This window comes from Novosphingobium sp. KA1 (assembly GCF_017309955.1).
Taxonomy (GTDB): Bacteria; Pseudomonadota; Alphaproteobacteria; order Sphingomonadales; family Sphingomonadaceae; genus Novosphingobium.
Map to the genome: position 1 here is coordinate 1,357,395 of NZ_CP021248.1, position 24,134 is coordinate 1,381,528.

At 65.7% G+C, this 24,134-nt stretch carries 19 protein-coding genes; 10 read left to right on the forward strand and 9 right to left on the reverse strand.

The genetic code is table 11. The features are described 5' to 3' along the window. Positions 1-2: 2 nt before the first annotated feature. Both CA833_RS23775 and CA833_RS23780 read left to right on the forward strand, forming a co-directional pair. Positions 3-1,400, forward strand: coding sequence for an LLM class flavin-dependent oxidoreductase (locus CA833_RS23775; protein ID WP_242526464.1), 1,398 nt, complete (start codon positions 3-5; stop codon positions 1,398-1,400). Then, positions 1,397-2,086 (forward strand): glutathione S-transferase family protein, encoded by a 690-nt coding sequence (locus tag CA833_RS23780; RefSeq protein ID WP_207080432.1) that lies wholly within the window; start codon positions 1,397-1,399, stop codon positions 2,084-2,086. Before CA833_RS23775 ends, CA833_RS23780 begins: the two co-directional genes overlap by 4 nt. A 152-nt stretch (positions 2,087-2,238) precedes the next feature. Here the strand turns inward: CA833_RS23780 and CA833_RS23785 are convergent, their stop codons facing one another. After that, a complete protein-coding gene (locus CA833_RS23785) occupies positions 2,239-4,449 on the reverse strand; it encodes a TonB-dependent receptor (protein WP_207080433.1) in 2,211 nt (736 codons plus the stop codon). A 452-nt stretch (positions 4,450-4,901) separates the two neighbouring features. On the opposite strand from CA833_RS23785, the gene CA833_RS27350 reads away from it, so the two are divergent. Beyond that, complete coding sequence (locus CA833_RS27350; RefSeq protein WP_370584625.1) at positions 4,902-5,246, forward strand: glycosyltransferase family 92 protein; 345 nt, start codon at positions 4,902-4,904, stop codon at positions 5,244-5,246. 370 nt (positions 5,247-5,616) lie between these two features. Here the strand turns inward: CA833_RS27350 and CA833_RS23795 are convergent, their stop codons facing one another. The 5 genes from CA833_RS23795 to CA833_RS23815 all read right to left on the reverse strand — a co-directional run bounded on the left by CA833_RS23795 (position 5,617) and on the right by CA833_RS23815 (position 10,416). After that, a complete protein-coding gene (locus tag CA833_RS23795) occupies positions 5,617-6,270 on the reverse strand; it encodes a YjbE family putative metal transport protein (RefSeq protein ID WP_142638438.1) in 654 nt (217 codons plus the stop codon). After that, on the reverse strand, positions 6,267-6,434 hold the full coding sequence (locus CA833_RS23800) for a hypothetical protein (protein ID WP_207080435.1): 168 nt from the start codon (positions 6,432-6,434) through the stop codon (positions 6,267-6,269). Before CA833_RS23800 ends, CA833_RS23795 begins: the two co-directional genes overlap by 4 nt. A gap of 74 nt (positions 6,435-6,508) precedes the next feature. Beyond that, the gene (locus tag CA833_RS23805) at positions 6,509-7,810 is read right to left on the reverse strand and encodes a CitMHS family transporter (protein ID WP_207080436.1); all 1,302 of its coding nucleotides are present in this window, start codon (positions 7,808-7,810) and stop codon (positions 6,509-6,511) included. 39 nt (positions 7,811-7,849) lie between these two features. Next, positions 7,850-9,328: an OprO/OprP family phosphate-selective porin gene (locus CA833_RS23810; protein ID WP_207080437.1), complete on the reverse strand. Its 1,479-nt coding sequence runs from the start codon at positions 9,326-9,328 to the stop codon at positions 7,850-7,852. Further along, positions 9,325-10,416 carry an ABC transporter substrate-binding protein gene (locus CA833_RS23815; protein WP_142638431.1) on the reverse strand — a complete coding sequence of 364 codons (1,092 nt, stop codon included), beginning with the start codon at positions 10,414-10,416 and terminating at the stop codon, positions 9,325-9,327. The genes CA833_RS23810 and CA833_RS23815 overlap by 4 nt, the downstream gene beginning before the upstream one ends. Before the next feature lie 124 nt (positions 10,417-10,540). Here CA833_RS23815 and CA833_RS23820 point away from each other — a divergent pair, with 124 nt between their 5' ends. The 3 genes from CA833_RS23820 (at position 10,541) to CA833_RS23830 (ending at position 15,020) form a co-directional block, all read left to right on the forward strand. Then, the gene (locus tag CA833_RS23820) at positions 10,541-11,209 is read left to right on the forward strand and encodes a response regulator transcription factor (protein WP_207080438.1); all 669 of its coding nucleotides are present in this window, start codon (positions 10,541-10,543) and stop codon (positions 11,207-11,209) included. A gap of 44 nt (positions 11,210-11,253) precedes the next feature. Further along, positions 11,254-12,627, forward strand: a complete 1,374-nt coding sequence (locus CA833_RS23825; RefSeq protein ID WP_207080439.1) for a sensor histidine kinase — start codon at positions 11,254-11,256, stop codon at positions 12,625-12,627. Between the two features lie 206 nt (positions 12,628-12,833). Further along, entirely contained in the window at positions 12,834-15,020 is a 2,187-nt protein-coding gene (locus CA833_RS23830; protein ID WP_207080440.1) for a TonB-dependent receptor, read from the forward strand. A gap of 94 nt (positions 15,021-15,114) precedes the next feature. Here CA833_RS23830 and CA833_RS23835 read toward each other — a convergent pair whose 3' ends face one another. After that, positions 15,115-16,359, reverse strand: coding sequence for a Xaa-Pro peptidase family protein (locus CA833_RS23835; protein ID WP_207080441.1), 1,245 nt, complete (start codon positions 16,357-16,359; stop codon positions 15,115-15,117). A 171-nt stretch (positions 16,360-16,530) separates the two neighbouring features. Here CA833_RS23835 and CA833_RS23840 point away from each other — a divergent pair, with 171 nt between their 5' ends. Further along, entirely contained in the window at positions 16,531-16,941 is a 411-nt protein-coding gene (locus CA833_RS23840; RefSeq protein WP_142638425.1) for a thioesterase family protein, read from the forward strand. Positions 16,942-16,995: 54 nt separating this feature from the next. Here the strand turns inward: CA833_RS23840 and CA833_RS23845 are convergent, their stop codons facing one another. Continuing rightward, complete coding sequence (locus CA833_RS23845; protein WP_207080442.1) at positions 16,996-17,715, reverse strand: cupin domain-containing protein; 720 nt, start codon at positions 17,713-17,715, stop codon at positions 16,996-16,998. A 253-nt stretch (positions 17,716-17,968) separates the two neighbouring features. Here CA833_RS23845 and CA833_RS23850 point away from each other — a divergent pair, with 253 nt between their 5' ends. Both CA833_RS23850 and CA833_RS23855 read left to right on the forward strand, forming a co-directional pair. Then, complete coding sequence (locus tag CA833_RS23850; RefSeq protein ID WP_207080443.1) at positions 17,969-19,291, forward strand: FAD-binding oxidoreductase; 1,323 nt, start codon at positions 17,969-17,971, stop codon at positions 19,289-19,291. 52 nt (positions 19,292-19,343) lie between these two features. Continuing rightward, positions 19,344-20,687 (forward strand): DUF5690 family protein, encoded by a 1,344-nt coding sequence (locus CA833_RS23855; RefSeq protein ID WP_207080444.1) that lies wholly within the window; start codon positions 19,344-19,346, stop codon positions 20,685-20,687. Here CA833_RS23855 and CA833_RS23860 read toward each other — a convergent pair. Beyond that, positions 20,671-21,441: a DeoR/GlpR family DNA-binding transcription regulator gene (locus tag CA833_RS23860; protein ID WP_242526465.1), complete on the reverse strand. Its 771-nt coding sequence runs from the start codon at positions 21,439-21,441 to the stop codon at positions 20,671-20,673. The genes CA833_RS23855 and CA833_RS23860 overlap by 17 nt on opposite strands. 233 nt (positions 21,442-21,674) lie before the next feature. On the opposite strand from CA833_RS23860, the gene CA833_RS23865 reads away from it, so the two are divergent. Further along, positions 21,675-24,059 (forward strand): TonB-dependent receptor, encoded by a 2,385-nt coding sequence (locus tag CA833_RS23865; protein ID WP_207080446.1) that lies wholly within the window; start codon positions 21,675-21,677, stop codon positions 24,057-24,059. Positions 24,060-24,134: the final 75 nt, after the last annotated feature.

Consider the following 24,134-nt stretch of genomic DNA (forward strand, 5'->3'; position numbering starts at 1 on the left):
CGATGACAGACACGGCAAGACCCCGCCGCCAGATGCGCCTCGGCGCCTTCCTGTTCGGCGTCGGCCACCACTCCGCCGCCTGGCGCCACCCCGATGTCGACCCGCAGGCGCCGTTCCGCTTCGACTACTGGCTGGACCTTGCCCGCAAGGCCGAGGCGGCGAAGTTCGACGCGGTGTTCCTGGCGGACAACGTTGCGCTGTTCGGCGGCTCGCCCGAGACCATCGCCTATACACCGCCGGTCTACACCGGCGAACCGCTGACGCTGCTTTCGGCGCTGGCCACGCACACCAGCCACATCGGCCTGATCGCAACGGTTTCCACCACTTACCTTGCGCCTTACCATGTCGCCCGCAAGTTCGCCGCGCTCGACCAGCTTTCGGGCGGGCGCGCCGGGTGGAACCTGGTGACCTCGGGCAGCGACGCGGAAGCGGCCAACTTCGGCCTCGACCGCCAGCTCAGCCACGACAACCGCTACCAGATCGCTACCGAGCATGTCGAAGTGGTGAAGGCGCTGTGGGACAGTTTCGCCGATGACGCGGTGATCGCCGACAAGGCCGGCGGCCGCTTCTACGATCCGGCAAAGCTGCGCTTCGTGAACCACGAGGGCGAGCATTTCCGTGTGCGCGGCCCCTTGCAGACCGGCCGCCCGGTTCAGGGCCATCCGGTTATCGTGCAGGCCGGCTCCTCGCAAGACGGCCAGAAGCTCGCCGCGGCCACCGCCGAACTGGTCTTTACCGCCCAGCAGAGCCGCCTTGCCTCGCGGGCCTTCGTGCAAGGGCTGAAGGACAAGGCCGAAGCGCTGGGCCGGTCGCGCGACGATGTGCTCGTGCTGCCGGGCGTTACCATCTACGTCGCCACGACGCGCGAGGAGGCCGAAGCCAAACTCGCGCAGCTTCACGACTTCGTCGACATGGGCGGGGCGCTCCAGAGCATCAGGACTTTCCTCGAGTGGGATCTGACCGGTGCCGATCTCGACGCGCCTCCGCCCCCGCCGCCGTTCACCGAAGGCTGGCAGAGCCGCCAGAAGCTGTTCTATGACCTCGCGCTGGAAGAAGGGTTGACGGTGCGCCAACTGGTCTCGCGCATGTCCGCCGCGCGCGGGCATCTGGTGCTGGTGGGCACGCCGGCAGAAGTCGTCGACCAGCTCGAGGAATGGTTCGAGAGCGGCGCTGCGGACGGGTTCAACATCCTCGCCCCGATTTTCCCGCAGGGCCTCGACGACGTGATCGAACTGGTCCTGCCCGAACTGCGGCGGCGCGGCTTGTTCCGCCACGAATACGAGGGGCGCACACTGCGCGAAAACCTCGGCCTTGCCCGCCCGGCAGACGGTTTCTCCGCCGACAGCGCCGCCGACACCGCCCCCCGCCCCGCTCTCGCCGACCGAAGGAGCCATGCATGACCCAGCGCGCCGAACTGCCGCTCGAACTGCTCGCCGCGCCCGGCGCCACCAGCCTGCCTGCCCATGTCGTGATCCGCGAACTGGCGCTGCCGATCGACGTCGTGCTGCTGCGGCTCGGCCCCGACGGCGACGATCTCAAGGCGCTGACGCCGCATGGCCGCATCCCCGCCCTGCGCTTCGCCGACGGCAAGGTGATCGGCGAGAACAGCGCGATCCTGCCTTTCCTCGCGGACCTGGCCCCCGGCACAGCGCTGTTCGCCCCGGTGGGATCCATCGAGCGCGCCGAGATCCAGTCGTGGATCGGCTACATCAATTCGGAAATCCATGGCGCCACCCAGCGCGTCGGCAATCGCCCGCATCTCTATTCCGACGATCCCGCCGCACACGAGGGTATCCGCAAGGCCGCCCGCCAGCGCCTGCGCGAAGCCTATGCGCCGCTCGAACAGCGACTGACGGCGCATGATTGGCTGGTGGGGGATCGTTTCACGATTGCCGATGCCTATCTCGGCATTTTTGTCAGCTATCTGCCGCATTTCGGCGAGGCACTGGCCGGGCTCGATGCCCTCGCCCGCTTCTCGGAGCGTTTCGAGACACGCGAAAGCGTACGCGCCGCAAGGGCGTTCGAAGGCCCGCTACCCTTCCCGGACCACGCCAAGAGCGTTTTCCAATCAGGTGGAAACACCTGATTGGAAAACGCGTAAAACCACAACCGTAGAGCAGTTGATCCGATGCAATCGGATCGGAAACCGCGAAAGGCGCTGCTGGATGCAGAAGCTCGCGCTTGAGAGGTGAATGACGGCGCGCAACACCCCGGTTGCGCGCCGCCTCGATCAGATCATCAGAAGTTCACGCTGGCCCGCACGCCATAAGTACGCGGCGGCTGGAACTGGTAATTGTCGGTATGGGACACGAAGTTCTGCTGCGCATAGGCCAGCACGTTCTTGTCGAAGATGTTGCGCACGAAGGCCTGTACCTTCCAGCCGCCGACCTCCGGTTCGTAGCTGAGCGACGCGTTGGCCATGAAGAACGACGAAGTCTTGACGTCGTCGAGATTGAACACCGAGAAATAATAACTCGACGAATATTTGCCGTCGAGATGCGCGGTGACCTTGCCGCCGCCCACCGCGAAGTCCTGATCGATGGAAGCCGTGGTGGTGAAGCTCGGTGCGTTGGGCAGGCGGTTGCCGCTGATGTCGATGGGGTTTCCGTCGCCATCGTTGACGACGATGCCGCTGCCGAACTTGGTGTGCAGGTAAGCGGCGCTGACACCGATGCGGGTATGTTCGCCCAATAGCGCCTTCACTTCCGCCTCGGCGCCGAGGATCTTGGCGCTGCCGACGTTGAAGGTGCCGCTGCCGCCATCAACCACGCTGGAGGTCTGCGAGGCCTGATAACCCTTGTAGTCCGAATAGAACACGTCGGCGTTGACTTGCAGCGTGTTGCCCATGAACGAGTTCTTGGTGCCGAGTTCGAAGGCGTCGAGCTTTTCCGGCCCGTAAGGCACCGAGGCGGCGCTGCCGTTCGAGTTGAACCCGCCCGACTTGTAGCCGCGGTCGTACTTGGCATAGATCAGCGTGTTGGGCATCGGACGGTAGTTGAGGCCGACATGCCAGGTCGGTTGGCTCTCGCTGAGCTTGCCCTCGCCGGGCGTGGTAAGCGTGAGCGCCGGAGCGAAGGGGCTGGCGAGCGCCGGCAGGAACAGCACCGCCTGCCCCGAACGCGACTTCTTGTCCCAGGTGTAACGCCCCCCGACGGTGAGCTGAAGCTGGTCGGTAATGTCGTAGTCCGCCTGGGCAAACAGCGCCTGCGAACGGGTCTTGATCCTGTAATCGAACTTGATGCCGTACTGATCGGGCTGCCCGAAGCTTTCCAGCGGACCGCCAGCGGCATAATCACCGGTCATGTCGAGGTTGTAGAGCCCGGAATCGACCGTGTTGTTTTCCTGGAAGCGGAAGTAACCGGCCTGAATGAACAGGCGCGAGGCGGAATCGTTGCTGACGCGGAACTCATGGTTCCAGGTCGTCGGCGTCTCGCTCTGGCGGAACTGGCGGTTGGCAGGATAGGACGGGCCGGTAGCATCGAGCACGTTGGTCCAGTGCTGCTTGTCGTAGCCCCCGGCATAGACGAAGTTGAGATTGCCCGGCGTTGCGTAGGCCAGCTCCCAGCGGAAACGGTCACCCTCGAGGCGGGTAGATGTCAGCGTGTCGTTGGGGAACGGATCGAGGTTCTTGAACGAAGGCTTGGGGCCGCCCAGGGTCGACTTGAACTGCGCATCACCGTTCACGCTGCGGGAATCGTGCTGGTAGGACACCCAGGCGGAGAAGCCGTCGTTCTTGTAGAGCGCCTGGATACGGCCGGAGGCGAAGTTCTCGTCATCGCCGTCCTTGGCTGGGCCGTCGAGCTTGCGGTAGCCGTCATGGGTAATGAAAGTGCCCGAAGCGCGCACCGCGAAATGATCGCTCAAGGCAAGGTTGGCCCCCATCTCGCCGGTGAAGGCGCCGTAGTTGCCGACTTCGACCGTGCTGTAACCGCCGTTGGTGAAAGCGGGGCGGTTGGTGATCAGGCTGATCAAGCCCCCGGTGGAGTTACGGCCGTTGAGCGTGCCCTGCGGCCCCTTGAGCACCTCGATGCGGGCAAGGTCGTACATCGACGCATTAATCGAAAAAGGACGGTTGGTGTAGAACCCGTCACGCGCGATCGGCACCGAGGGATCGCCGATTTCGGTCACGTCGGTGGACGCGATGCCACGCACGGCGACATAGGCAGCGCCGGCCGAAGGCGAGATGTTCACGCTGGGGTCGATGGCGGCCAGATCACGCACCGACGAGATGCCGGCGTCACGCAAGGCGTCGCCCGAATAGACGTTGAGCGCGATCGGGGTGTCTTGCGCCGACGATGCGGTGCGGTTGGCGGTCACGATGATCTCGCCAAAACCCTGTTCCTGCTGCTGCGGCTCCTGGGCCGCAGGCGCGTCGGTTGCCGCCTGCGCCTGGGCCATCGCGGGAACGGCCAGCGCCGACGTCGAAAGAAGCACGAATGCCAGTCTCATTTCTCTCTCCCATACCGGCGCGTACCATGCTGGTCGCGCCTTATATAAAACCGGAATACGCATTCTAATTAAGGTGAGAATCAGGTGCCGTCAAGCGGGGGGCCCGGCCATGCCGCCAACCGCGCATTCCGCTGGAAATGCAGGAGTTCGAAAATGGCACCGAGGCCTTTGCCGCGCTTCAGGCCGCGGCCCGGTTCCGTGTCCTTGTCCGAGCTACCTCGAACGAATCCTCGAGAATCGCGACGAGTCTCGCCTCCAGGCGCCGCGGTTGCACGCCCCGGCCATAAGGGGGCTTTATGGAGTACCGATGAATTGTGATTGGGCCCACGGCACAGGGAACATTACGGATGCTGGAACCGCATCGTCGTATCTCCTTCGGGTCGCAACGAAGAGGACATCACGCTTCCAAGCTGAAGCCAGTGCGGCTGGCTACATGCAGCCACACGCGCCGGATGCACCCCCCGGCATCCGGCGCGGATAGGGCTTGCCTGACAGACGCTGCGCCCCCGTTTTCCGGCATTTTCGGGGCGAACGCTAAGAATGCAGTGCGCAATTTGGCCCATTTGACAACCCGCCAACTGATAGGCAATTTTGCTTTCAGACGCATCCGACAGAGCGGGAAAAATCTTGTTCGACCCACAGCTGTAGACAGCATCGAAATCCACAGAGTTTTGACGAACTCCAACAACATTTCATGCTGTAAGAATAAAATTCATAAACTGAACTTTTCAAAAATAGTTCATTACATTAACAAAATAACGCCTTCATCGCGACTTTCACGATTCTTAAAAAGGTGAATGCACCTGACGAATCGAGAAACGCGGACAATCATAATCCTGGAGCAGTGGATCCGATAAGACCGGATCGCAAACCGCTCCGGAAAGCATGTGCGCGTAGCCGATGCTGTGTGCATTCCACGCCCGAACGGGCTTTGCGAGGGTTCCGGCAATGGCCACGAAAGCGCAGGCGTCTCCGAGCGTATCCACGCCATGCCCGGTCGGTTGTCCGGGTGCGCGGCGTCCTGCGCCAGAATATTCCCTCCTGCCGGAAATTCCATTCCTGATGGCAACGATCCCGATTTGAGCCGCCTTGCCCCCCCAACGGCTCAAGCGGCGCAGCGGGCATAACGCCCGCTGCGCTTGCTTTATCCGGACTTCAGGCTAGCGCTCACACCAGCGTCAGAAGGCCTTGGGCAGGATCGAACAGACCCTCCCAGATCATCTTGCCCGCGACCCAAAGAATGACCGCCAGACCGACATAGGCGATCCAGCGATACCGCTCGATCACACGGGCAAGGGCATTGGCGGCAAGGCCCATCAGTGCGACCGAAAGGATCAGGCCGATGGCCAGGATGCCCGGATGTTCCCGCGCAGCACCCGCCACGGCGAGCACATTATCGAGACTCATGCTGACATCGGCGAGCGCCACGGCCCATGCCGCAGCGGCAAAGGAGCGCGGCACGGTCGGGCTAACGACGTCCGCTTCATCGCCCTCACCCGCCTCGACGCGCAACTCGCGCCACATCTTCCAGGCCACCCAGACCAGCAGAAGCCCACCCGCGAAGACGAGGCCGACCAACTGCATGAGTTGGGTGACGGCAAGCGCGAACACGATACGCAGCCCCAGCGCGGCCAGCACGCCGATGAGGATCACCTTGCGGCGCATCGCCGCAGGCAAGCCGGCGGCAAGCGCGCCGACGACAATGGCATTGTCCGCCGCCAGCATCACGTCGATCAGCACGACCTGCCCGAACGCGGTAAGCGCGGCCGGCGAGCCGAGGTTGGAGAAATCGGCAACGATGTGCTGCCACAAGTCGGTCATGCAAAAATAGTCCTGTTGGTCCAGGCGCCGCGCGCGGTCGCCACGAGGAAATCGGAATAGCTCCAGCGACAAGCGGCTGCAGCGATGGTGGATAGACTGTCTTCGTCCTCGCACCCCGGGCAGCCGAGACCGGTCAGGCTGGGCTTGGCGATGATGGCGATCACCGGCGGCTCGCGCGCCGGTAAAGGATCGCAATCGTCTGTTCGCGGGGGGCTGGGGCTGTCATGCGCGCCTCCTGTCACCCCACGAAGGGAAAGGCCAGAAACAACATGCCCGTGATCGTCATGACAAGGCAGCACAGCGCCGCCGGAACCAGCGTGAAGCGCTGGTGGTCGGCAAGGTCCACACCGGCAAGGCTGACCAGCAGATAGGTCGAAGGCACCAGCGGGCTCAGCAGGTGGACCGGCTGGCCCATCAGCGCGGCGCGGGCAATGGCCATCGGCTCCACGCCGTAATGCGTGCCCGCTTCGGCAAGGATCGGCAGCATGCCGAAGTAGAACGCGTCGTTGGAGATGAAGAACGTGCCCGGCAGGCTGATCAGCGCGGTGATCGGCGCCATGTAGGGGCCAAGGAACGGCGGAATGAAGTTCACCACCTCGCGGCTCATCGCCTCCACCATGCCGGTGCCCGAAAGGATGCCGGTGAAGATGCCCGCCGCGAAGATCAGCGAGACGACAGCCAGCACGTTGCCCGCATGGGCGGCAATGCGTTCCTTCTGCTCCTTCACCTGGGGATAGTTGGCAATCATCGAGACGGCGAAAGCCAGCATCATCAGGATCGGCAGCGGCAGCACGCCCCACACCAGCAGGACCAGCAGCGCGACGACCAGTGCGGCATTGAACCAGAGCATCTTCGGGCGGCGCGCCTCCGGCCACTGCGAGACGGCGAAGTCCTCCAGTTCGCGCGGGGTCGCCTTCTCGACACGGCCGATGCGGCGGCGTTCCTTGCGGCCGAAATGGATCGCCAGCAGGATCAGGAAGGCAAGACCCGCGATCATGCCGGGGATCAGCGGCAGGAACAGCGCGGAGGGATCAAGCTTCAGCGCACTGGCCGCGCGCGCGGTCGGCCCGCCCCAGGGGGTGAGGTTCATCACCCCGCTCGTCACCATCAAGAGGCAGACGAGGTAGAGCCGGTTCATGCCGTAGCGCTTGTAGAGCGGCAGCATGGCAGCCATCGTGATGATGTAGGTGGTCGAACCGTCGCCATCGAGGCTGACGAGCGCGCAGAGCACCACCGATCCGATCAGGATCAGCATCGGGTCGCCGTGAACCAAGCGGATCAGGCGGCCCACCAGCGGATCGAACAGGCCGGTGTCGGTCATCGTGCTGAAAAACAGGATCGCGAAGAGCAGCATGACGCCGGTGGGCGCCAGCTTGGTCAGGCCCTCGATCATCATGTCGCCAAGCCCGGCATGGAAACCGGCAAGCAGGGCGAACAGCGTGGGCACGACGACCAGCGCGACCAGCGGGGTCATCCGCTTGGTCATGATGAGCGTCATGAAAGTGGCCACCATCAGGAAGCCGATAAGGGCGAGACTCATGATTGTCCCCGAATGTCTGTCATGGATGGATGGGACGGATCAGAACGTAACGCCGACGCGCGCGCTGAGCGTCTCGCCGTCATCGTTGCCGGTGTAGACACCGGCTGTGTTCTGGGTGTTCCAGTGGATCGCGTTGACCTGGAAACGGGTGAAGCTGTTGAGATACCAGTTCACCCCCAGCGTCGCCGCCCAGCCCTGCGCGGGCGAGGTGATGTCCTCGAACTCCAGGTTTTCGTAGCGGGCGGTCAGCTCGATCGCACCGGGGCCGCCGTCGAAGACGGAGCGCAAGACCTTGGGCTGGCCGAAGCTGCCGAGGCGCGGGTTGTAGGGGGGCAAGTCGCCGGTGAGGAACCAGCCGCCCGAAACGCTCCACGCGCGGGTCACGTAATCGGGGCGGCCATTGTCGAGCCGGGCATGGCGCTCGCCCGCCTCGCCCATCAGCCAGACCGGGCCGGAATAGCCGCCCAGTTCGACGCCGTAGCCGGTGGTGCCCGTGCCGCCGATCAGCGTGCCGGTCGAAAGCCGCAGCGCGCCGTTGAAGCGCCCGCCAATCACGGTGTTGCGGGTCAGCACGTTCTTGCCCGGTTGCAGATGCTCATCGAAGCCCCATACGCCGAGGTGCAGCACCTGACGGTCCGACTTGATCGGGTTCCAGTGCGCGCGGGCCAGCACGGTGCGGTTGTCGGACGTGCTCTGGTCGCCGTCGATACGGTCCCCGGTGACGGTCAGCGAGGCATGGCCGGTCTTCCAGAACAGGCGCGGCATCAGGCCAAGCCCGTAGAAGCCCCGCTGCGGAATGATCGCGGTGGCCACCACGGTGCGTTCGAGGAAGGGCGTCGAATCCGATCCGGTCGAGCCTTCGAAGCTGCGGTCGTTGAACAAGTGGCCGACGCGCACGTCATAGTCCATGCCCGGCGCGATGCGGTTGCGCCAGCCCATGAAGGCGGTAACAATGTCGACCTCGTTCTCCGAGAAGTCGGTCTCGAACTGGTAGAAGAAGTGCGTGCCGACCGTGCCCTCAAGCCCAAGGCGCAGTGCGCGCATGCCGGTGGTGGTGAGGTTGCGGCCGGAATACTTCGAGCCGGTCGTGGTGCTGACATCGGTGAGGATGCGCCCGCGCGGCTTGAAGCTGAACATGCCGTCCGCCGAGTGGAACACCGGCAGGCCCGCGCCCCATTCCGTGCTGACGCCCGAAGCGGCGACAGCGGCGGCGCGCACGCGCTCCACATCGCGCTCGGCCGGGCCCGGCGGCACCAGTTGCGGCGCGTAGGGCTGCGTCACGGCGACTTGCGGCGCTTCGGCAGCCGCCGCAGGAACGGCCGGGGCCTGCGGCGCCGCCGCCACGACCGGCGCACTGCGATCCGCCTCCAGCTTCTCCACCCGCTGGCGCAGCGAGGCGATCTCGGCCGCCTGCGCCCGCACCAGTTCGGCAAGGTCTTCCTTGCTCGGCGTTTCGGCAAGCGCCGGAGTCGCCGCGATCAGCGCGACGAGGGCCGAACCCAAAGTCAGGGTTTTCATCGGGTATTACGTCCAGAAGCAAGGGCCGCATTCCAGTCGCGCAGGAAGCGCTCACGGGTCAGGCGATCGAGATTGACGAGAAGCTGCGGGCCGACGCGCACCGGGCGCGCCTGCCCCACAGGGAGCCGGTGCGCAGCGATATCGGTGCGCACCGGCCAGAGGCTGTGCCGGGCAAGCTGGGATTGCCCGGCACGGGAAAGCAGGAAATCGAGGAACAGACGCGCCGCCGCCGGATGGCGCGCATCGCGCGAGATGAAGGCGATGCGCGAGGTGACGATGGTATAGTCGCGCGGAAAAACGACGCCGATGTTGGGATCGCGCCGCGCCCGTTCGAGCGCGTAGGAACCGATCACGTTGTAGGCGATGGCCAGCTTGCCCGAAGCCACGCCTTGCAGCATTTCCTCGGTATGCGTGGACAGCACCGGCCGCGTCGCCGCCATGGCATCCACCAGACTGCGGGTGTCGCGGGTGATCTGGAAGTCCTGCGAGAGATAGAGATAACCCACGGCCGAGCGCGCCGGATCGAATGTCGCCACTTTGCCCATGAAGGCATCGCGGCGCCGGCGCAGCAGCTGCTCCAGCTGCTGGTGGCTCTGCGGCACCCATGCCGCCGGAACCAGCTTCTTGTTGTAGACGATGCCGATGGGCTCCGCGGTGACGCCGAAGCCCATGTTCTTCCACACCGCGGCCTGGGGCAGCGCCGGCTTTTCAGGGCTGGCGTACTGCTGCGCGTAGCCATCGTTGATGAGCTTGATCTGCTGGTCCATCGCCGAAGACCAGACGATGTCCGCCGAGTAGGTCTTCGCGCGCGTCTCCACCGTGTAGCGGCGATAGAGTTCCGCCGAACCAAGATCGGCATAGAGCACCTGGATGCCCGGATAGGCACGGCGGAAGGCCGAGACCACCGGCACCATCTCCGCCTTGTCGGCATTGGCGTAGATCCGCACGGTGCCTTCGGCGCGCGCATCGGCGATCAGGCTCTCGTAGGAGCGCGGATAACCCGAAGGCCGATCGGCCAGCACCGGTGCCGTGGCGACCGGCGAGACGAGCGCGCCCGCGAATGCCAGAATGGTGATGATCTTGCGCAATCCCGTATCCTCTCGCTTTCCGCGTCTCGATGGCGGATAAGCTCTGCCCCATGATCTACGATCCGAAGCTGTCACTCACCTTTCACGGCGCCTTTCATGAAAATTTCTTGCCCGAGGGCGTTCCGTGCGCATCCTGATCGTCGAGGATGATTCCCAGCTCGCGCGCGGCGTGGCCTCCCTGCTGCGCACGGCAGGCCATGCGGTCGATCATGTCGCCTACGGCGAAGAAGCGCTCTCGGTCTCCGCAACGGAGCCCTATTCGCTGGTCATCCTTGACGTGGGCCTGCCAGACATCGACGGCTTCGACGTGCTGGCGCGGATGCGGGCGCGCGGCGACCAGGTCCAGGTGCTGATGCTCACCGCGCGCGATGGCCTGGACGACCGCGTGCGGGGGCTGGACCTCGGCGCCGATGATTATCTGCGCAAACCATTCGAGGTGGAGGAATTGGAAGCCCGCGTGCGCGCGCTCGGCCGGCGGCGCGGCGGCAGCGAGGCAGCACCGGAAATGCGGATCGGCACGATGACGATCAACCGCTCTACCGGACGCGTCGAAGTGGGCGAGCGGCCGGTGGAACTGCGCCGCCGCGAATGGGCGGTGCTCGAAGCGCTTGCCGCGCGCGCCGGCCAGATCGTCTCGCGCGAGACGCTGCAGGCCGAAGTCTTCGGGTTCGACGATCCGGTTGGCTCCAACGCCCTCGAAGTCAACGTCACCCGCCTGCGCAGCAAGCTGGCGCCGGACGGCCCGGCGATCCGCACCGTGCGCGGGGTAGGCTACATGCTCGACCGTCCGTGACGCCGGCCCCGTCACCGCAACGGGCACTGCCGCTACGCCGCCGCATGGCGATCGCCATGCTCGGCCCGCTGGTGGTTGCCGCGTTGGCACTGGGCGCGATCGGCTGGGCACTGGTTTCCGACGTCGTTCGCCGCACCAACGACCGGGTGCTGGGCGGCGCGCTTGGCGCGATTGCCGAGACCGTGCAGGTGGAACGCGGCGAAGTCACGCTGGACCTGCCACCCGCAGCCTTCGGCATGCTGGAAAACAGCGAGCGCGACAATGTCTACTACCGCATCGCCCTGGGCGGCCGTCTGCTCACCGGCTATGCCGACCTTCCCGCGCCCGACATCGCCGCGTTGTCCGCCGACGAACCGCATTTCCGCTATGCCGACTATCGGGGCCAGCGCATCCGCATCGGCGAGACCTTGCGCGCGCTGCCACGCATCGAGGCGCCGGTGGTGGTGCAGGTGGCCGAGACGCTCGACAACCGCGAGGCGCTGCGCTGGCGGCTGATGACCGCCTTGCTGCTCGGCGAACTGGTGCTGCTGGGTGCAGCCCTGGCACTGATCCGTCCGGCACTGGGGTGGAGCCTGCGCCCGCTGGCAGACCTGCGCACCGCGATCGAGGCGCGCGAAACCCGCGCCTCGCCCGATCTCTCACCGCTCCAGACCGGCCCGCTGCCGATCGAGCTGCAACCGCTTTCCCGCTCGTTCGACAGCCTGCTCGCACGGCTCGATCACGCAACCACCGGCATGCGACGCTTCACTGCCGACGCCTCGCACCAGATGCGCACGCCGCTGTCGGTGCTCAAGGTTCAGGTCGCCCTCGCCCGGCGCGGCTCGACCGAGGCCCTGGAGGAAATCGAGGAAGCCAGCGACCGCCTGGAACGCCTGCTCACCCAGTTGCTCACCCTCGCCCGGGCCGACGAGGCGGGCACCCTGCCGCCGCTGGAGCGCGTGGACCTGCGCGAAGTCAGCCAGCGCGTCATCACCCGGCGCATCCACCAGGCGATCGAGGCAGAAATCGACCTCACGCTCGAATGCGTCGGCGATACCGACCACGAAGGCCCCTTCGAAGTCGAGAGCCACCGGGCGCTGGTGTTCGAGATGGTCTCCAACCTCGTCGACAACGCAATCCGCTACAACCGGCGCGGCGGCCACGCCGCCATCGTGCTCGAGACCGACGGCTCCACCACCCGCCTGACCGTCGCCGACGACGGCCCCGGCATACCGGCCCCGCTCCAGGAACGCGCCAAGGCCCGATTCGTGCGCTTGCAGGGCGAACAGGGCCCTAGCGGCAGCGGCCTTGGTCTCGCGATCGTGCAGGCGACCGTCGAGCGGCTGGGCGCGCGGCTCGAGATGCGCGAGGGGAATCCCGGCCTCCATGTCAGCGTGCTGTTCGCACCGGGCACTGGCGGTCACCAAGGGGCCCCATAATCGCATCGGAATCCGGCGCATGCTGCATTGCAACATACGCCGCACCTAGTCCCGACCGCCCGCGTTCCGGGCCTGCGAGACCGCAACCATAGTGCAACACTCATGATGCCGAATGTCATAAAGGACATTTTATTGCTTGTGCGAGCAACCGCCCCGCTCTAGCGGGCCGCGCATAAAAAACTCCAGGGAAACATCGAGGGACTCGCATGAACGCCTACCGTACCACGGTGCTGTGCACCGCGTCGTTTGCTGCCGCTATCGCAGCCCTTCCTGTCGCCGCACAGGCCCAGAGCGCTTCGGCCGCACCGGAAACCACCTCCAGCACCGACATCGTCGTCACCGCGACCCGCCGCGAGGAACGCGCGGTCGACGTGCCGATCGCGGTCTCCTCGCTCTCGGGCGAAAAGCTGGCCGTCATCAATTCCAGCGGTCAGGACATCCGCTTCCTTTCGGGCCGCGTGCCCAGCCTGCTGGCGGAATCCTCGTTCGGCCGCACCTTCCCGCGCTTCTACATCCGCGGCCTGGGCAATACCGACTTCTCCTCGGACGCCGCGCAGCCGGTCTCGGTGGTCTATGACAACATCGCGCTGGAAAGCCCGTTCCTGAAGGCCATGCCTGCCTTCGACCTCGAGAACGTCGAAGTGCTCAAGGGGCCACAGGGCACGCTGTTCGGCCGCAACACCCCGGCTGGCGTCATCAAGCTGACCTCGGCGCGCCCGACCGATCATTACACCGGCCACGCCAGCGCCTCGTGGGGCACCTACAACACGGTGAACAGCGAAGTCGCGCTCAGCGGCCCGATCACCGACACCCTGCGCTTCCGCGTCGCCGGCCTGCTCCAGCACCGCGACGACTGGGTGAAGAACGACTACGCCGCGACCCTCAACGAGCACAGCTTCGACGGCTATAACGACATGGCCGGCCGTGCCCTGCTCGAATACGACAGCGGCCCGCTCAACGTGCTGGTCAACCTGCATGGCCGCCGCCTGCGCGGTTCGGCCCGCGTCTTCCGCGGCAACTCGATCAAGCCCGGCACCAACGACTTCGTCGATGGTTTCGACGTCGAGCACACCGCCCAGAACGGCGCCAACCCGCAGCGTCTCAACAGCTGGGGCACCAACGTCCAGGCAAGCTACGCCTTCGACGGCCTCGGCACCCTGTTCTCGATCACCGGCTGGGAACGCGCCAGCGTATTCTCGCGCGGCGACGTGGACGGCAGCTATCCCGCCGCCGTGCCCTTCTCGGTCGAGACCGGCAGCCGCGCCAAGCCGCGTGAATTCACGCAGGAAGTGCGCTTCGCCTCGGAGAAGTTCGGCGACGTCAGCTTCCAGACCGGTGCCTACTACTTCAACCAGAACCTCGACACCGCCGCCTACAGCTGGAACACGACCAACGTCCAGACCAACGGCAACACCAGCCACCTCGACAACGAGACTTACGCGGTGTTCGGTTCGCTCGAGTACACCCCGATCGACGCGCTGATCCTGCGCGGCGGCCTGCGCTGGTCGCATGACCGCAAGTACAGCGAACTCAACGACGTCACCGGTGTGCTGCTGTCGGACGGCCATGCCAAGGGCTCGAAGCTCTCGTGGGATGCCAGCGCGACCTACAAGCTGGACACCGATCACTCGGTCTATGCCCGCGCCGCGTCGGGCTACCTCGGCGCCTCGCTGAAGAACGACGTCACCGCCGGTGTCGCCACCAAGGCCAAGCCGCAGACCACCACCTCGTTCGAAGCCGGCTTCAAGGGCAACGAACGCGGCCTCGTCAGCTACTCGGCCGACGTGTTCTACATGAACACCCGCAACATCCAGCTCACCGCCGTCGGCGGCTCCTCCAACACCACCACGCTGATCAACGCCCGCAAGGCGATCGGCTGGGGTGTCGAGAGTGAAGTCACGCTCACCCCGGTCGAAGGCCTCGCGCTGACGGCTGGCGGCAGCTACAACTTCACCAAGCTGAAGGACCGCGATCTGATGGTCGCGCCGTGCTCGGGCGGCTGCACCGTGCTCGACCCCGTCGTGAGCGGCACCTCGTTCGTCTCGATCGACGGCAACCGCCTGCCGCAGGCCCCGCGCTGGATCGCCAACTGGACCGCCAGCTACACGATCCCGGTCAGCGACACCCAGGAAGTGTTCGCCTATACCGACTGGGCCTATCGCAGCTCGGTGAACCTGTTCCTCTACGATTCGATCGAGTTCACCGGCAAGCCCTCGCTCGAAGGCGGCCTGCGCCTCGGCTTCCGCGACAATGCCAAGGGTGTCGAAGTGGCGGCATTTGCCCGCAACATCACCAACCAGATCCGCATCATCGGCGCGATCGACTTCAACAACCTGACGAGCATGGTCAACGAACCGCGCATCATCGGCGGCGAAGTGAAGTTCAAGTTCTGATGGTTGCTGCCGGCGGGGCATGCCCTGCCGGCTGACCGGCTTACAAAAAACGGGGCGGAAGATCGTTATCTTCCGCCCCGTTCTTGCGTGCCGTTCAGATCGGCTGATCGAGTGATTTGGCCAGCGGCGTGAACAGCTTCGGCCCGCCTGCGGTCATGTACCAGCAATCCTCCAGGCGAATGCCGAACTCGCCGGGAATGTAGAGCCCGGGTTCGTCCGAAAAGCACATGCCTTCCTGCAGCGGCGTCGCATCGCCATGAACCAGATAGGCCGATTCGTGCCCGTCGAGACCGATGCCGTGGCCGGTACGGTGCGAAAGCCCCGGCAGGCGGTAACCCGGCCCCCAGCCCTCCCTGGTATAGAAACTGCGCACCGCATCGTCGAGCACGCCCACCGGCACGCCGATCCTTGCGGTTTCCAGCGCGATCTCCTGCCCGCGGCGGACCGTGTTCCAGACCTTGCGCTGGCGCGCCGTCGGCTCACCGAAAACCCAGCTGCGCGAAATGTCGGACTGGTAGCCATGGACTTGAGCCCCGCAGTCCATGAGGATCACCGACCCCTCGCGTACCGCCTGCGGCTTGTGCGAACCGTGCGGATAGGCGCTCGCCTCATTGAGCAGCACCAGCGAGAACTCCGGCGGGCCGCCCAGCGCTGCCGAGGTCTTGTCCATCAGGTCGGCAATGTCCTGCTGCGTCATCCCGGCGCGCACTTCGCCGTGGACATGGCGCAGCGCCGCCAGCGTGATGTCGTTGGCGCGCTGCATCAGCGCCAGTTCCGCCGGCGACTTGATCTGCCGGCACTGCGCGATCAGCCCCTCGCCCGAGACGATCTCGCAATCGAGCCCGTCGCGCTTCAGGGCATCGACGATGAAGAAGCGCGTGGTCGGCTCGATCGCCAGCTTGCGCCCGGCGACCTTGCGGTCGCGCAGCACGCCGATCATGCGCGCTTCGGGATCCTCGTCCTCGTTCCAGGGATGCACTTCGGCGGGAATGCGCAGCGTCTCGCGCACGCTGGGTTCCTCGAAGGCCGGGGTCACCACCACGGCATCACCTTCGGCCGGGATCACCACCGCCGTCACCCGTTCGGAGCGCCCCCAGCGGATGCCGGTGAAGTAGCGCAGCGTCGAACCCGATTCGACGATCATCGCCCCCACACCCGCCGCGCGCATCAGCCCCTGCAGCCTGGCGATCCGCGCAGCATGCTCTTCGGGAGAGATCGGCTTCACGTCTGCGCCCGCAGGTAGGACCGGCAACGGCGATGCCGCCGCCTGGAGGCGCGGTGCCAAGGCCATGCCCGCGCTGGCCATCGCCCCGGCCAGAAAACCGCGCTTCGATATCATCTTGTGCTCCCCTTCGGCGGCCGTGGCAGCCAGCGCCGGAGCGTTCATGCGGGGCAAAGCGCCCGCCCGCAATAGGGGGCGGGCGGCAAATCCGCCGCCGGTTGAATTATTCACCGTAACGGTTGCGATCTGCGCTATCTCGCAGCCGATCTCCGTGGTATTGACGTATACGTGAACCAGGCCATTCCCCACCGCTTTCCGATCGGCATCGATCCGGGTGACATCGACTTCATGGGTCATGTCAACAACGCCAGCTACCTCAAGTGGGTGCAGGAGGCCGTGCTCGATCACTGGCGGGCGCTCGCCCCGGCAGAAGCGATCGCGCAGCACTTGTGGGTCGCGATCAAGCACGAAATCACCTACCGCAAGCCCGCCTTCCTCGAGGATGACGTGATCGCCACGGTCCTGCTCGAAAAGGTCCAGGGCGCCCGCGCGTTCTACGAAACCGTGATCCGCCGCGGCGAGGAAGTGCTGGCCGAGGTCAAGTCCAGCTGGTGCTGCATCGATGCCGATACCAAGCGCCCCGCCCGCCTTGCCCGCGATGTGATCCAGAAGTTCTTCACGCCGGACAGCGGCGCGTAATCGAACGGAGGGCGGGCATCCGCCCTGCCCCCTCCGCTTGGCGGCAGGCCCCGTTCAGGGCCGGTAATAGGCGTAGACCTTGGCGACGTATTCGCGGCTGTCCCAGCTGCAGTCGGCCCCCTTCTCGATGATGAAGGTATCGCCCTTGCCGAAGCTGGCAGTCCGTCCCGAGGCATCGGTGAAAGTCACCGATCCGGCGAGCAGGTGCATGAGTTCGCTGTGGTGGAAATGGATCGGCAGGCGGCGGTAAGGCGTCGAATCCCAGACCCCGCACTTGAATACCGCGTCCGCCGACGTGAACTGGTTGCCCGAGCGGCACGACGGTTTCTCGCCCAGCAGGACATCGTCGCCCGGAGGATTGGAAGGCGCAAGCGGCGCCCCGTTGTCGATCCGGTAAACGCCCGCATCGCCATCCGGCGCCGCGAGATAACGCATGCCAACCAGCTTGACCGGGACCGAAGCGCGCCAGCCGACCTGCGCCCCGCGGGCAATGACCAGGCTCTCGCCTTCGACCAGGTCGATCTCGCCGTCCGCGCTCAGGAAACGCAGGCCCCCTTCCAGCACCATGACCCAGGTATCCCCGCGCTCTTCGCGGTGCAGCCCTTCACTGGCCGCAACACTGCTCACGAAGACTTCGCAGTCGCCTGCCCGCACCGGCAGGATGCGTGCGCCGCGCCCCAGCGGATCATCGCTGCCACCTGCGGGCAAGTCCAGCGAGAAGGCCTTCAGATCGAGGAATGTGGGGCAGTCCGCGGTCGTCTGAGCGGTCACCATGATCTCCGTGCAGTGCTGTCTGGCCGATCCGGGATAGCCCCTGCGATGCGGCATTAGCTTCGGAACTTGCGCCCGTCCCGCCGCGCCCCCGGACACTTCCCCGCGTGCCGCGGCATAACCTGCGGCAATGGACAGGAGAGCCGCCGCAAACCGCAGCCGCCATGCCGAAATCGTGCATCATTCGGCGCAATCTTCCGCGCCAGCGGTGCAAAGACTATGGGCAACCGGAAACCGTAAACCGAGGCCCTTTCGCATGAACCCTGCCGTCCACCGCCTGCCCAGTGACGAAGTGCTGCCCGAAGCGGCGGACGTCGTGATCGTGGGCGGCGGCATCGTCGGATGCGCCGCGGCGTTCTATCTGGCGCAGCGCGGGCTCTCGGTGGCCCTCATCGAAAAGGGCCACGTCGCCGGCGAACAATCCAGCCGCAGTTGGGGATGGTGCCGCCAGCAGAACCGCGACCGCCGCGAGATGCCGCTCTCGGTCCTGTCGATGGACTTGTGGGACAGGCTGGCCCCGGAAATCGGCAAGGACCTCGGCTTTCGCCGCACCGGCCTGGTCTATGCGACCGACGACGAGCAAGTGCTCGAAGGCTGGGCATCGTGGCGCCCCGTCGCCGAGGAATTCGGTGTCGACACACACATGCTGAATGCCGCGCAGGCAGCCGAGCGAATTCCGGAGACCCGCCGCAAATGGGTGGGCGGACTCCATTCGGTGGCGGACGGAAAAGGCGAGCCGGCCCTTGCCGCACCGATCCTCGCCGAAGGCGCGCGGGCCTTGGGGGCAACGATCCACCAGAACTGCGCGGCCTATGGACTGGACGTCACCAACGGACGCGTGACCGGCGTGCACACCGAACTGGGCCTGATCCGCGCCGACGCGGTGATCTGCGCGGCGGGGGCCTGGGCCTCGCGTTTCCTGCGCCCTCACGGAATCGTCTTCCCGCAGGCCAGCGTGCGCCAGACCGCCTTGCGCACCAAGCCCACCGCCAATGTCGGCGAAGTGCTCTATTCCTCCGACTTCGCGATGACCCGCAGGCTCGACGGCAGCTACACGCTGGCGATCAGCGGCCGCGCCACGCTGGAGCTTACCCCGCAAGGCATCCGCTTCGCGCGCGAGTTCATGCCCCAGTTCATCCAGCGCCTGAAAGCCGTGCAGGTGGGGCTGGGTAAGTCCTTCATCACCGGCCCGGATTCGGCCTCCGCCCTGCTGACCGACAATCCTGAGGTCTTCACCGGGACCCGGGCGGCCGATCCCGCCCCCATGCGCCGTCTGGTCAAGGCGATCATGGACAACGTGCGCGGCACTTTCCCGCAGCTCGCCGATGTCGAGATCGACCACGCCTGGGGCGCCTTTGTCGATTGCACGCCCGATGCCGTGCCGGTGGTCTCGCCGGTGGACGCACTGTCGGGGCTCTATCTCGCGGCGGGATGTTCGGGCCATGGTTTCGGCCTTGGCCCGGGCATCGGCTATCTGGTCGCCCAGATGGCCGCGAACGAGAGCCTGGCCGTCGACGCCTCGCATTTCCGTCTGTCACGTCTGGTGGACGGATCGAAAGTCAAGGTCGGCGCGCTCTGATTTCGCGCGCCCGGTCATAAGAGCGTCAAGACTCTGTTTTAGCGCCAGGCGGGTGCCGCCGAGAGTTCTTTCCAGCAGCCGGCTGCAAGTCCGGCCCCATAGCCCACACGGGCCGCGCTCGGGCGAATCCTATCCGCAAGCCTCCACTGCGGACGGGCCGCTGCCGCGCGGGCTGATCGCGGCAGGACTGGCCGCCTTCTGGGTCTACCTGGCGATGTATGCGTTCCGCAAGCCGGTCGCGGTGGCGACTTTCGCGGGCGAGCCGCCGCTCTGGGGGATGGATTTCAAGACCGCGCTGATCATGGCCCAGGCGCTGGGTTATGCCTGCTCCAAGATCATCGGCATCCGCGTCGTCTCGGCGCAGCGCGGCAACCGCCGCAAGGAACTGATCCTGGGGCTGATCGCCGTTTCCTGGGTTGCACTGCTCGGCCTTGCGCTGCTGCCCGCGCGCTGGGCACCCTTGTGCATGATCCTCAATGGCCTGCCGCTCGGCATGATCTGGGGGCTGGTCGTCAGCTACCTGGAAGGACGGCGGCTGACCGAGATCCTGACCACGATCCTGACCGCCAGCTTCATTGTCTCGTCCGGTGTAGTCAAGGCGGCGGGCAGCGCCCTGCTGGCCGCCGGCGTGCCCGCGGTGTGGATGCCCGCCGCAACCGGCCTGCTGTTTGCGCCGCTGCTGGTCGCCGCACTGCAGGTCCTTTCGCGGATCCCGCCCCCGGACGAACACGACCGGCGCGCACGCGGCACCCGTGTCCCCATGGACGGCGCCGCGAGACGGCGTTTCGTCATGCTCCACGCGCTGCCGCTGGGGCTGCTGCTGGCGGGATATGGCCTGCTGGTGGCGCTGCGCGACTATCGCGACAATTTTGCCGCGGATATCTGGGAGCAACTGGGCCACGGCGGCTCGCCCGGCCTGTTCATCGAAACGGAGATCCCGGTGACCCTGTCGGTGCTGCTGGGGCTCGCCGCGATCGGCTGGATCCGCCGCAACCGTGCGGCGCTTGTCGCGGTCTACGGGCTGATCCTGGGCGGCGCGGCCATCCTCGGTATGTCGACCATGGCCTGGCGCTTCGGCCTGATCGGACCGGTCGCCTGGATCACGCTGAGCGGTACCGGCCTCTATCTCGCCTATGCCCCGTTCAGCGTGGTGCTGTTCGAACGGATCATGGCCTTTACCCGCTACCCGGGCAATGCCGGGTTTCTCATCTATCTGGCCGATGCCTTCGGCTACTGCGGCAGCTTCGCGCTGATGCTGGTCTACAGCTCCGGCGGCGAGACACATGCCAAGGCCCAGGCCATCGCCGTCTACGCGAACGGCTGCCTGGCAACGAGCGTGCTGCTGGCGATCTCGGCGCCGATCTCGCTCCTCTGGTTTCTCAGGCGGCGGGGGTGACGAGATGAAGCGCGGTGCCGCCGGCACGGGCGGCATCGCCGATATGCGGCGGCGGCGCGCGGTCGGTGACAAGGTCGTGGACCTCTCCGAAATCGGCGACATGCACGGTGCCCTGCCGCAAAAACTTGCCATGATCCGCCACCACGACCAGCCGCCGCGCCCGGTCCAGCACGGCGCGCTTGAACGCCGCCTCGGCCGGATCGAGATCGAGGAAACCCCGCTCCGCCTCGATCGCCGCCATCGACAGTATCGCCACGTCGGGCACGAAACGGCGGACAAAGCCGATCGCATCGGCATCGAAGGCCGAGCGATAGTCGGCATTCATTGCCCCGCCCGCTAGGAACACCCGGTGATCCCCACGGCCCAGCGCCTCGCTTGCCACTTCCAGGCTGTTGGTGACCAGCGTCAGCCCGCGCAGATGGCCCAGTTCCTGCGCGGCCCAATAGGACGTCGTGCCCGAATCGACAAAAACGGTCGAGCCCTCCTCCACAAAGGCCGCCGCCAGCCGTGCAATCGCGCGCTTGGCCTCGACCTGATCGCGCAGGCGGCGGCGATAGGGCGCCTCCAGCCTGGGCGAGGGCAGCGTGACACCGCCATGCACCTTGAGTACGCGCCCCGCGCCTTCAAGCTGGCGGACATCGCGGCGGATGGTCTCCTCTGAAACCGCAAATCGTTCCGCCAGCCCGGCAATGCTGGACGAGCCCTGTTCCTCCAGCGCGACAAGAATCGCGGCAATGCGGTCGGCCTGTATCACGTCGTTTCCCCTAGCCGGACGCGGAGCCCCCGCTTCCCGGTCGACAGTGGGCCGCATCCCTTGTGGTTTCAAGTGGCATTTACCACACAAACCCACATTTTGATCCACCTATATCTCGATAATCCACATTATGTCACACAACCGTAATTCCCGGGCCCTAGCTCGCCGCTGACAGTCAGGCGGATCGACAAGCAGCCGATTCCATGGCGAAATCGTCACGCAGGGGAACATTGATGAAGACTTGGATGATCGGCACCGCGATCCTGGCGATCGCGGCAGGGACCACGCATGCCCAGGCCCAGACCATACGGACCCTCGACGCCGGAACCGAGGCCGGAGGCAGCGCAGCCGAAGCCGATGTGGCCTCCGGCGCCGACACCGCCACCCAGGCCGACGAGGATATCGTCGTCACCGGCACCGCCACCCACTTCGCCAACACCCGCGTGACGCCCGAGATGATCGAGCGCCAGTCGGCACTCACCAGCGTCAACGACGTCATCAACGAACTGCCCGGCGTGTTCGTTTCGGAAGGCGATGCCTTCGGTTCGTCCGACTGGGCGACGCAGATCTCGATCCGCGGCTTCACCCAGATCGGCACCACTATCGACGGCCTTCCCAATGGCGGATCGGGCTACGGCGGCGGCTCCAAGGCCAACCGCTACATCGACGTGCTCGACCTCAAGACCGTGGAAGTCTCGCAAGGCACCGCCGACATTTCCTCGCGCTCGAACGAGGCGCTGGGTGGCACGCTCAATTACATCACCGCCGACCCGCTGGGCGATTTCCGCGTGCGCCTGTCTGGCGCGGCGGGCGATTTCGGTGCGCAGAAGTTCTACGCCCGCGTCGACACCGGCGAGATCGCGCCCGACACCAAGGCCTATATCAGCGCTTCGCACTCGAAAGCGCATGACTGGATCGGCGGTGCCGGCAAGACCAGCCGCGATCACCTGAGCGCCAAGATCACCAGCCGGATCTCGAACATCGACCTCACCGGCTTCCTTTCGTACGACGATGCCGACGAAGCAGAATTCGGCTCGGTCTCGGTCGCCTCGTTCGAGAACGATCCGAACCACGACGTCTATACCGACACCTGGACCGGCCTGCCCTATATCGACCAGAACTACCGCTCCGGCTCGCGAGCGCTGCGCAAGAACCTGTTCGGCTATCTGCGCGGCAAGGCGGACCTTGGCGAAGTGAAGCTCTCGCTGACCGGCTACTACCACCGCATGCGCGGCCGGGGCGACTGGATGCCGCCCTACCTCGTCAACGTCACCAATGACGGCGCCGGCGCGACCGAAAGCGAATATGCCGGCGGCTCGACCGTCTACGGCGGCTCGTCGCTGGGCCAGATCTACTACGTGACGCCCACCGGCGCGGCGGCGACGATGATCACCGGCTGCACCGGCACGGCAGGCGTTCCCGCCGCCTATTCGCCGACCTGCTACGCCGACGATGCCACCGCCGTCATGTCCTATCGCCACACGCACTACCGCAACAACCGCTTCGGCTTCACCGCCGATGCCGATTGGACGCACGAGTTCGGCGAGGTGACCAACAGCCTGCGGGCGGGCGCCTGGTACGAGAACATCACCGCCAACCAGTTGCGCGACTGGCACAAGATCAAGAACCCGCTGCTCGGCACCGCCTATGATGCCCAGCCCTACTGGGTGCAGTTCAGCGTCGACTACAACACCGACGAACTGGTCTACTACGTGCAGGACCAGGTGAAATACGGCAACCTCACCGCCGCCTTCGGCGTGAAGCAGTACTTCATCGACCAGAAGCGCCAGGAACTGCTGGTGAGCGAGCCGCGCACACGCAGCAACTCGCACTCCGACCCGCTGATCTCGGCGGGCCTGACCTGGACCACCCCGGTCGAGGGGCTGGAACTCTTTGCAGGCTATGCGCAGAACTTCTCGTCGATCGGCAACGGCCTGCTGGGCGAAGCGCAGGAAGTGATCGACCGCATCAAGCCCGAAACCGCCGACAGCATCGAGATCGGCGCCCGCTACAGCACGCCCCGTCTGCAGGCCTCGCTCACCGCCTACGACATCAAGTTCGACAACCACATCGTCTCGATCTCGTCGAACCTGGTGACCGGCATCGACTATCTGGAAGAGCAGGACAGCGTCTACCTCAACGTCGGCGGCATCCGCTCCAAGGGCATCGAGGCGGCGCTCGCCTACCGCTTCCCGATGGGGCTGACGCTTTCGGGCAGCTACAGCTACAACCACGCCGTCTACATCGGCACCGGCGATGCCGCGCAGGACGAAGACGTCGGCATCACGCCCGGCGTGCAGGTCAGCAGCTCGCCGCGCAACATGTGGGTGCTCTCGGCAGACTACCGCCGCTCGGTGTTCAAGGCGGGTCTTTCCGCCAAGTACGTGGGTGACCGTTTCATCGACGATGTCGGCGGCGACGTCGCCCCGCACTACACCCTGCTCAGCGGCTACGTGGGCATGGACCTCGACCGCATTTCCGACCAGCTGAGCGGCGCTTCGCTGACGATCCAGGCCACCAACCTCACCGACAAGCGCTACCTCGGCGGCGGCGGCGGCGGTGCGGCCTTCCTCGGCGCCCCGCGCACGGTGACGGCATCGCTCACCTTCGACTTCTGATCACCACAATCGACCTGTAATCTCATACGCGCCGTACCTTAGGGTGCGGCGCGTATGTCGTTTCCCGAAGGACAG